5 protein-coding genes are annotated in these 9208 nt (G+C 62.2%); 3 read left to right on the top strand and 2 right to left on the bottom strand.

Going from position 1 to position 9208, the window contains the following annotated elements; translation table 11 throughout:
- Window positions 1-497 precede the first annotated feature (497 nt).
- Window positions 498-1657 (top strand): IS3 family transposase gene (locus tag AC2VOG_RS20895; RefSeq protein WP_406814382.1). Its coding sequence is split into 2 segments (ribosomal slippage): window positions 498-789 and window positions 789-1657, totalling 1161 coding nucleotides; the frame shifts between segments, so codons are not numbered across the junction.
- Between the two features lie 217 nt (window positions 1658-1874).
- Complete coding sequence (locus tag AC2VOG_RS20890) at window positions 1875-3770, top strand: hypothetical protein (RefSeq protein WP_486941723.1); 1896 nt, start codon at window positions 1875-1877, stop codon at window positions 3768-3770.
- Window positions 3771-4135: 365 nt separating this feature from the next.
- Here AC2VOG_RS20890 and AC2VOG_RS20885 read toward each other — a convergent pair whose 3' ends face one another.
- Entirely contained in the window at window positions 4136-6562 is a 2427-nt protein-coding gene (locus AC2VOG_RS20885; protein ID WP_486941722.1) for an AAA family ATPase, read from the bottom strand.
- Between the two features lie 1091 nt (window positions 6563-7653).
- On the opposite strand from AC2VOG_RS20885, the gene AC2VOG_RS20880 reads away from it, so the two are divergent.
- Window positions 7654-7911, top strand: coding sequence for a MerR family transcriptional regulator (locus AC2VOG_RS20880; RefSeq protein ID WP_062894722.1), 258 nt, complete (start codon window positions 7654-7656; stop codon window positions 7909-7911).
- Window positions 7912-8025: 114 nt separating this feature from the next.
- Here AC2VOG_RS20880 and AC2VOG_RS20875 read toward each other — a convergent pair whose 3' ends face one another.
- Window positions 8026-9102, bottom strand: a complete 1077-nt coding sequence (locus AC2VOG_RS20875; RefSeq protein WP_486941721.1) for a tyrosine-type recombinase/integrase — start codon at window positions 9100-9102, stop codon at window positions 8026-8028.
- Window positions 9103-9208 lie beyond the last annotated feature (106 nt).

The raw sequence follows: 9208 nt of genomic DNA, 5'->3' as shown, positions 1-9208 counted from the left end.
TGGCCAAGATGCGCGCTAAACCGGCACCGGCGGCTGCCGCGGACCGGATTGGGTCCGCGGGCAATCATCGACCGCAGCACCCCCGCAGCGCTGGCCAACTCCGTTGCGACATACCGGGTGCGCGCTGTGACGATGCGGAGCAGTTTTCCGGCAGGCCGTCTCATGTGAGCAATCTTGGGCGGCACGATCCTCGCCAACACCGAGGTGGTAGCTCATTGCCCATTATTGGTGTGTCACCACCGCTGGATCAGGCGACCGCCTGCGCCCTGTCACCAAGAAGGATCGTCGTTTGTCTACCGGTGTAGTTGACAATGGCTACCTTTCAAGCAGATTGATGACGGCACAGGAGCGCACGGCGCTCCCTGCGCGTGCGAGCGGTTCAAAATGAGAACCGACGTTGTGTCGCGACCGGTCTGCGATATTCACAGCGGGGACTGCCCCCGGTTTGGTTGACTCCTGACCTGTGAGGATTCGTCCTTGCTGGAAGGATCAATCTCGTGCCGAAGCCGTTTCCCGCTGAGTTCCGAGCCGATGTCATCGCCGTGGCCCGCAAGGGTGAGGCGCCGTTGCGCCAGATCGCGCAGGATTTCGGGATCTCGGAGGCCTGCCTGCATCGCTGGCTCAAGATCGCCGACCGCGAGGACGGTGCCAACCGGCCGGGGTCTGCGGCGGCCTCTGGTGATGTGTCGGCGCAGCTGCGCGAGGCGCATAAGCGGATCAAGCTCCTCGAGCAGGAGGCTGAAGTGATGCGTCGCGCGGTCGGCTACCTGTCCCGGGATGCCAACCCAAAATGATCTACCCGCTGGTCCTCGACCTTGCCGATGACGGCGTGCCCGTCACGGTGACCTGCCGGGTCCTGGGATTCTCCACCCAGGCGTTCTACAAATGGCGCAAAGCACCTGTATCACAGCGAGATTGGGATGATGCGCACCTGATCAACGCCGCCCGCGACATCCATGCCGACGACCCCGCATTCGGCTACCGATTCATCGCCGACGAACTTCCCGGGCGCGGGATCTCCGCCAGCGAGAACCGTGTCGCACGGTTATGTTCCCAAGAGCGCATCTGGTCGATTTTCGCCAAGAAGCGAGGACTGAACCGTCGATCGGGGCCACCGGTCCACGACGACCTCGTGCAGCGTCAGTTCAGCGCCCAGTCCGCCAACCAGGTCTGGCTGGCCGACATCACCGAACATCGCACCGATGAAGGCAAGCTCTACCTCTGCGCCATCAAAGATGTCTATTCCAACCGGATCGTGGGTTACTCGATGGACTCGCGGATGAAGTCCTCGCTGGCGGTGGCAGCCCTGGATCACGCCGTGGCGCTGCGTTCGCCTGCCGCGACGGTGGTTCATTCGGACAGGGGTAGTCAATTTCGCTCGCGAAACTTCGTCCGCGCACTGTCACACAACGGATTACACGGATCGATGGGTCGCGTCGGTGCGTGCGGGGACAACGCTGCCATGGAGTCGTTCTTCGCCCTTCTCCAACGCAACGTGCTCGACCGGCGACGCTGGACCACCCGAGCCGAACTGCGCCTTGCGATCGTGTCGTGGATTGAGCGGACCTACCACCGACGCCGCCGGCAACGCGCACTCGGCAGGCTCACCCCGATAGAGTTCGAACTGCTCCACACACCAGTCGCAACCGCGGCCTGAAAATCACACCCCGCGAGTCAACTGAACCCGGGGCAGTCCCGCGAGTTATTTCCGGCGCTTTGGTAGACGGCTTTTCGCGCTGCGCTTTACGCTGCGGCCATGCAAGGAAAGCCCGAGCCCAAGCAGACACTGGGTGGCCGCCTCTGCCAGTGCGGTCCGCTTCGCCCGTGCGCAATGGCACAGCTTCGCACACGTAATTGGTAAGGCTTAAAACGCTATGGGACGCAAGAGTCGCCACAAGCTCGACCGCAGGCTCGGTCAGGTGCAACCGACGCGCAAAGAAGTGGAGCGTGGGAGGGTAAAGGCCGAACGGCGCGCTCAGAACGTTCCACCCACGGTCGACGCATATGAACGCGTCGCTGCAAGCGGCCCGGCACGACTCACTGAGACACTCATCAGTCGTCACTCGATTCGGATCGACAATCTTGATGCGGTTGCCCAAGTCTCGATGAACCACTGCCTTCCGCATCTGCTGTCGATCTGCGAATTGGACGCGGTCTTTATCCGCGGAGGTCATCAGCTGACGCAGCATGCAACGCCGCATGAGAGCCCGTGGCCGACACATCTGTCATGGAGCCTGCAAAGCACCATCGCGGCTCTGCGGTTGATGCTGGCCGGCCAAACTGTCGGCGCGGCCATCGTTTTGCGGCAACAACTTGGCCGATGGACACTACTGCTCGCGCTGGTTGCCGGTATCGCGCGCCGCCGTAACGAAACGATCGAGTCGTTTATCGCCAGAGCGTGGACCCACAGCGCCATGGACGCGCTAGGCCGATACACCGCCGACATTGCTGCAAGTGAAAGCTTCGACGATCTTGACGACCACCCGCGCACGGCAGGTGTCATTGACGTCGACCATGAGCATATGCGAATCGCTGATCAGCTTATATGCCCTGCTGGCGTGTACCACGCACTGTGCAGGCTCATCGACGGACAACAAGCTGATCAGCGAACCGAGTACGAGGCAGTGCACCATCTCGACGAAGAGCACTCGCCGACCGATGCTCACCGCTCGACCGATGTTCTCTCAGATACGTTGATGCTGTGCATGATTCAGATGCGGTTCGCCGCAATTGCTGTGTGTCACGCGTTAGGAGACGCTGACACGGCGCGCGCAATCGGTACCGTGTCGGCGCCTGAGCGACGACTCGCCCACTACACTTCGGAAACCCAACTGCTGCCACGCACGCCGCTGGTCCCCCGACTCACCCCGGCCCTCGCACCGCTGGTCGGCAGGGAACTTGCCGCCTTTGAAAGTATCGACTATCTCTGGAACCTCTACACCGACTATCACGCTGCGCTCGGGCATAGATCCCGCGCTCAGGACTGCACACTCCAGGAACTCGCCGAACTGGCCTTCGCCGCACACCGGTTCTCGAGGTTCCTGGTTGCCGAAGCTGCTCAGGCTCAAGATCTCAAGCCCCCAGAGAGTCGCCTCAGTGTTCACCACCGCACCCCTGTGGCCCCGCAGATCGTGACCGCAGAGTTCGCCGCGTTGTGCGCGAGCTGGAACCAGTCACGAACACAGATCGCCGCCGCCGCCACACTAGTCTCCTCAACCCTGCTCTCGGGATATTGGCTCTGGCTCGAAGAAGACGACCGTGCTATGGGAATATTGCGATGCACACTGCACCAAACCGCTCGATTGCGAACCTGGCACACCAACGCCGACGCCGCACGAGCACTCGACACCATGCCGCAGACCACCCCACGCCGCTGGATGCACGCTGCGGGCTGGTCGAAATTCCGCCCGCTCGATCGCGCCCTGTTTGAGTTCGCCCACGCCAACCGAGACAGCCGCTGCGACGCCGCAGGAATCCTCCTCGACGATCACCACAACGACCCCGAAAACCCACTATCGCAACGACTGGCCCGACAGGCAGCACTTGACAAAGTCACCGCGCTCGCCGCAATCGAAACGATCAAAGTTGTTGCAACACACCAATCAGTAGCAATAGCCAACATCATGCGCGAAGCACTACACGAGTGTGGACTCACCATCCAGAAAAACCGAAATCGCAGACAATCAAACGGTTACACGTCGCAACACCGCACGGAACAAGACATCACCGCAGCCCCCGACGCGCCACACATCGGCCAACTCGGTATCTGAGCTTCACGCCCTACCAAGTGTAAAGAGCGGGCGACACACAGAATCGCGCTGGACCAGCCGCGTCATAACGTGTCGGACACACGCAAAACCGCGACCGCGACTGCGGCGCCCGCACAAAGACGACGCCAGGCACTAACGCATTAGTGCGGCTCGTAACACGCTGTACCGCATCGCATTTCGTATGAATGGTGGATACTCTTCATTATCCATCAAAAACTGACGACTTTTCATCAGAGGAATCAATCGACGGCGCTCCTTCTGCTCCGGCCGGAAGCTGGTGATCATGCTCGAAAATCGCTTCTGACATTGCGATTTGGTTGCGCCACCGCTCGGCGTCCGGCCGAACGTGGCAAGCAGCTCTATCTCTAAGGTGCCGGCGGGTCGACCGAGACTTTCAGCTTCAAGGTGCGTCGGCTGAACGGGATCCGCCCCCCTTCAAGATGTTCCAGCGCCAACGCGTTGAGCTCGTAGCGTTCGAGCGAGCCCACAGCTTCGACTTCGCCGTGTCCTGCGGTTGCCCTCATCGTCACGATCTGCTCAGCGTCGCCGCTGACGACAATGCCGGGGCTACGCGTGGCAAAGAGATACTGCCGACTCCCACGCAGCGACCGCAGCCGATCAACGAGGTACTCCTCGATCCACGGTGCGTGCAGCGCGTCCTCCGGTTGGTCAACCAGGACCGGAGTGTTGCCGTCGGCGAGCAAGATCACGAGGATCGCCGTGCACCTCTGGCCGTGGGCAAGTTCTTCGATCGCGGTGTAGGTATGGTCGTCCGGCTTCTTGAACTTGATGGTGAGGACATCAGGACGGTCAATCGACTGCAGCTCCAGAAGCTCTTCCCACAGATTGCGTTCATCGATGTTGGCCAGCAGTTTTGCGAGGCTGGCCATATCGATTCCGTGCTCTGTGTTGACGAGGTCGGCGAGCTCCTGCGCCCACATGCTTCGCGCGAATTTCAGTGGATGCGTCCGCAATGCAAGCTGATTCAAGAATTCGTCCCTGACGCGCGACCCGACTTTGATCCTGTCGAGCGCATCGCGGAAATCGGAATCGTCGCCCTGGCTGGGTACGTCCAGCTTCACAAAGCCGGCAGCCTTCGTATTGAGTTCCACGACTCGCGCACGACGCATCTCACGACGTTTGCGCCGCGCGTCATGAAGGGCCTCGATGAGTTCCTCACGCTCGCGCTGCAGCCGGGCCAGCTCGGGCAGTGCCCGTTCTTCGAGTTCGGTCTTCGCCGCCTGGGCCTGGGTCAGCTTCGACTGCAGTTGCTCGAGGCTGGCGCGCAATGACGTCAGCGAGGCCTCGGGATCGATCTTCTCCAGCTCCTCGTCGAGGCGTTGTTTGAATCCTTCGAACCGCGTCGCCCATTCGCCCTGGATCCGCGCCAGAGCGCCGGATGCCTCTGCGAGCGCCGCACCGATCTCCTTCACCCCGGCGCCGAGCCGCTGGTGGAGACGTCCGAGCGCGGTGCTGACCTCGGCGAAGATGCCTGCGTTTCCAGCGATCGACTCGCTGACCTCGGCGTCTGGCAGGTCGAACTCGGGCAGTTCCACGTCATCGACACTCTTCTTGGCGCGCTGCAGGGTCGTTTGCTCTTTGGTCCAACCCGACTGCTCCTTGACTGTGTCGGTCGTGAACAGGTCGGTGAGTTGGCGCACCTGGTCGCTGAGCTCGGCCTCGTGGCCGGCCTCGGATTCCAGCTTCTGGACCCGGCGGCGGGCGGTGATCAGTTTGCGGGCGTTGGCACGCAGACCGCCGATCGTCGAGCCGATCGACTCGTTGACTTCATCGAGATCGATGGACGCATCAACAAGGGTCATGCGGCCGACCGGTTCTCGGGAGTACTCGAGAATCTCGCCTTGGGAAAACGCGGCGATGGGACAGAGGACTGTCGGGTCGACATCGACTTCGGCCCAATCGGTTCCGGCTTGCTGAAGCACTCGCGCAGTGGGCGATCCGCCGGCGTTGAAGGTGCGTTCGATCCGGTACCGCTTGCCCTGGCACGCCACGTGCAGCACGACCGTGCTGTTGTTCATGAGCGCCTTCGCCATACGCGAGTCGATCTCGCGGCGAATGTTGGGGAAGGCGTCGGCGTCCACTTGCTGGTTCAGCGCGAATCGTGTCGCCTCCAGAATCAGCGATTTTCCTGCGCCCGTCCCGCCCAGCAGACAGTTCAGATCAGGTGAGAATTCGATCCGTTGGCCTCCGAGGAACCCGCCTATGACCTCGATGTCTTCAATGCACGTGTACGAGCCCGCCGCGGGCGGCTCCTCCAGAGAGATGCGCAACGCCGGGTCGGCCAACGCGTGGCGGATGCCGACCAGGTCTGGTCGACTGGCTTTGACCCACGTGCGCCGGGCACCGATGCCGGACAGCGCGTGACAACTCTGGTCCTTGTTCCATGTGTCCGATCCGCGGACGAAGGCCAGATTCCGCTGTTCGGCAAGGCTGTTTCGCACGTCTTCGATCGTTTCGAGGTAGACCACCTCGACGGCGCTGATGGCGTCGTCAAGGAGTATTTCCTTCACGTGGGCCTTGACGGTGAGCCGCATCAAGCCCTTGTCCTTCTCGATATGAGCGGGGATGGCCACGCCGCCGGAAGCGGCCACTTTCTCTGCCGCGTGAGAAAAGCCGACATCGGCTGCAATGTCCAGCTTGCCTCGATCGGCCTGGCCGATATTGAGTTTTACGAGCACCTCCTCGATCAGGCCAGGGTCCGTTCCTTGCTCCCACACAGCGAGAAGATGGCCCTCGTTGGTGCTGATTTCGACACCGGGCAGAACGACCAACGGCGTGCCATTGGCGGCGTCGGCGACGTCTTTGCACCACGAGACCGTGTTGTGATCGGTGATGACGATGGCGTCGAGCTTGGCGGCGATGGCAGCATCGACGATGTCCCGCGGCGAGCCAAAATTCTCGTCCTTCGCATCCTGCGAACCCGGTGTGTGGACGTGAAAGTCGACAGCCCAGAAGCGGGCCCAAGTGGTCATCGATCGAGCGCCTCCTCGTCATCCTGGGGCATCATCTGCGCGGCAACGCTGCCCGTCGACCAACGGGCCTCGGTCGTGCCAGCCAACGCCCCATCCAACGACAAAGAGCTCGACCACCGCCAGCTAGGGGCGCCAAGGCTGACCCGAACACCACCACGTCGCCTGGCACATCGTAAGCCTCTAAGACCGGCTCTCTTTGTGCGATGCTCGTTGGCCCCTAATAAGGCGAGCGTCGTCAGCAACGCAGGCATCCTTCGCATCCAGTATGGGATCGGGGATTCGTAATCCTTGACCGTGATACGTGCCTCGAGGTCGACAGCGGCCAGGATGCGCGCCAGCACGGCCAGCGACGGCTGCCGCGCGCGGGATTCGATCCGCAATTGCCGACTGCCGCGCCCCCGGCTTCAGGCTTCGGCCAACGCCCGTCGCGACATTCCGGTGCGTGATCGGGCCGATCTTCACCAGACTCCTGCAAGCCGCGCCAGACGACCGGGCGTCGGCCCCGTCCTCGCCACATCGAAACGATAGCCAGTCGGGTATCACGGACTTGTCGACCCCGCGCTGCACCCGTCTTTTCCCACCTGCGCGCTCGACTTGCGAGGATCGACGTTTGTCCACACGCATGGTTGACAATGGTTGACTTTCAAGCGATTCGAGAAACTTCGCGCCGAATCCGGGTGTACTGGTAGACGAAAACTCAACCGCCTACCTACCGTGTGGCTTATGCAGGATCGGCGACCGCACAGACAACTTCAGGATCGGGCACCGGCCGATGTCCATCAAAGCCATGCTGTGTTGCACGTTCAGCCCGAGGCTTGCCGATCCGGATCACGACCGAGAACGATGAAGAGTAACGGCTCCGACCATCGGGGCGGTATCAGGAAAACCCCATGATCCCGACGATTTACGACCTCGCCGAATCAGCCCGCATCCTCGGATTGTCCGAGTCCTACCTTCGAGCCAAGCTGCGTGATCGCACCTTCGCCGCGATGAAACGCGCCGGCCGGTGGGCCATGACCGAAGCGCAGATCGAAGCCGCCATCGAATCGATGTGCATCGACGCGAGGCCCGCCGATCCGCCCTCACCGTCGGGTCTGTCAAAACACAGCAGATTCAGCCGACGACTGCACACCCAGCGCGGCGCATAACACCCCACGCGACCGTTCCTACCCGAACGCCCGACCGATGCCCGCCGCCCGCACCACCGTGCCACCTCCTCGCGCGGCTTACTGTGAGCAGCAGCGGTGAACCTCAAACCGGTGTTAGCCCAACGCCGATCCGATGGCATCGGCGGCCACCTGAGCGCTGCGCCGGTCCAAATGCCCGTACACACCGATCGTGGTCTGGATGGATTCATGGCCCAGATGCTGCTGGATGATCGGCAACGGAACACCGGCAGCGATCATCCACGACGCACAGGTATGACGCAGATCGTGCACGCGCGGGCACTTCGTCAGGCCCGCCTTCATAGCAGCATCACGGCCCGGTTTCCAGCCGCCGTTGAAGAACTCCTGGGCGCGAACGGGATTGCCCGCACCGTTGGTGAACACCAACCCGGGCGCCCTCAGGTCGACGACCTCCAGGGCTGCAGGCGGCAGGCTGATCGTGCGGATCGATTTGCGGGTCTTGGGTGGCCCGATCGCCGGCCGGTAATCGCCGGAATATTTCCAGGCCTTGGTGATTCGGCAGGTTCGTGCCTCGGCGTCGATGTCGGCCGGCGTCAGTGCAGTGGCCTCCGAGAACCGCATGCCGGTGCTCACCAGCCACGTCGCCAGGTTTTTCCACCGGTCCCGCTCGATGTGGTCGCGCAGCAAAACGAACTCTGGCGGGGTCAAAAACACGGTCTCAGTCACCCGGGTGTGCGGCAAGCGACGACCCTGACACGGGTTGGACGCGATCACTTGTGCGCGCACCGCCGCGTTGAATGCCCCCGACAGGAAACCGTGCTTGTTGGAGATCGTCTTGCCGCTGCCGCCCAGCTGTTGGACCCACCGCGCGATTGTGGTCTCGGTGACCGCAGACACCGGCATGGAACCGAACACGGGGTCGATGTCGCGGGTGACGTAGGTGCGGTAGCGCGCGAGAGTCGCCGGCTGCACACCGGTGAGGTTGTCGATGTGGGTGTGCAACCACTCGGTCACTGTCGGGACGTGGCGCCCGATCTCGTCGAGCTCGATGACGCGCAGCGCCTCCTCGGGGCCGTGGTCCTCGAGCAGAGTCTTGAAACGCTCTGCGGCAGGCAGGTTTTCGAAGGTCAGCGAGCGCTGTCTGCCGTCAGCACGCCACAGCACCCGATAGCTGTTGCCGGTGCGGTTCTTCTGCGCGTGGATGCTTGCCACAACCGCCAATGTTACGCCATACGTTACGTAACCCTCGACGTTATCTCAGATGGCACCTCTGACCTGCGATTTTCCTGTGGAGCTAAGGGGATTCGAACCCCTGACC

The organism is Mycobacterium sp. TH-M11 (assembly GCF_057473725.1).
Note: the sequence above shows the minus strand (reverse complement) of the source record. Positions and strands in the feature narration are given on the sequence as shown.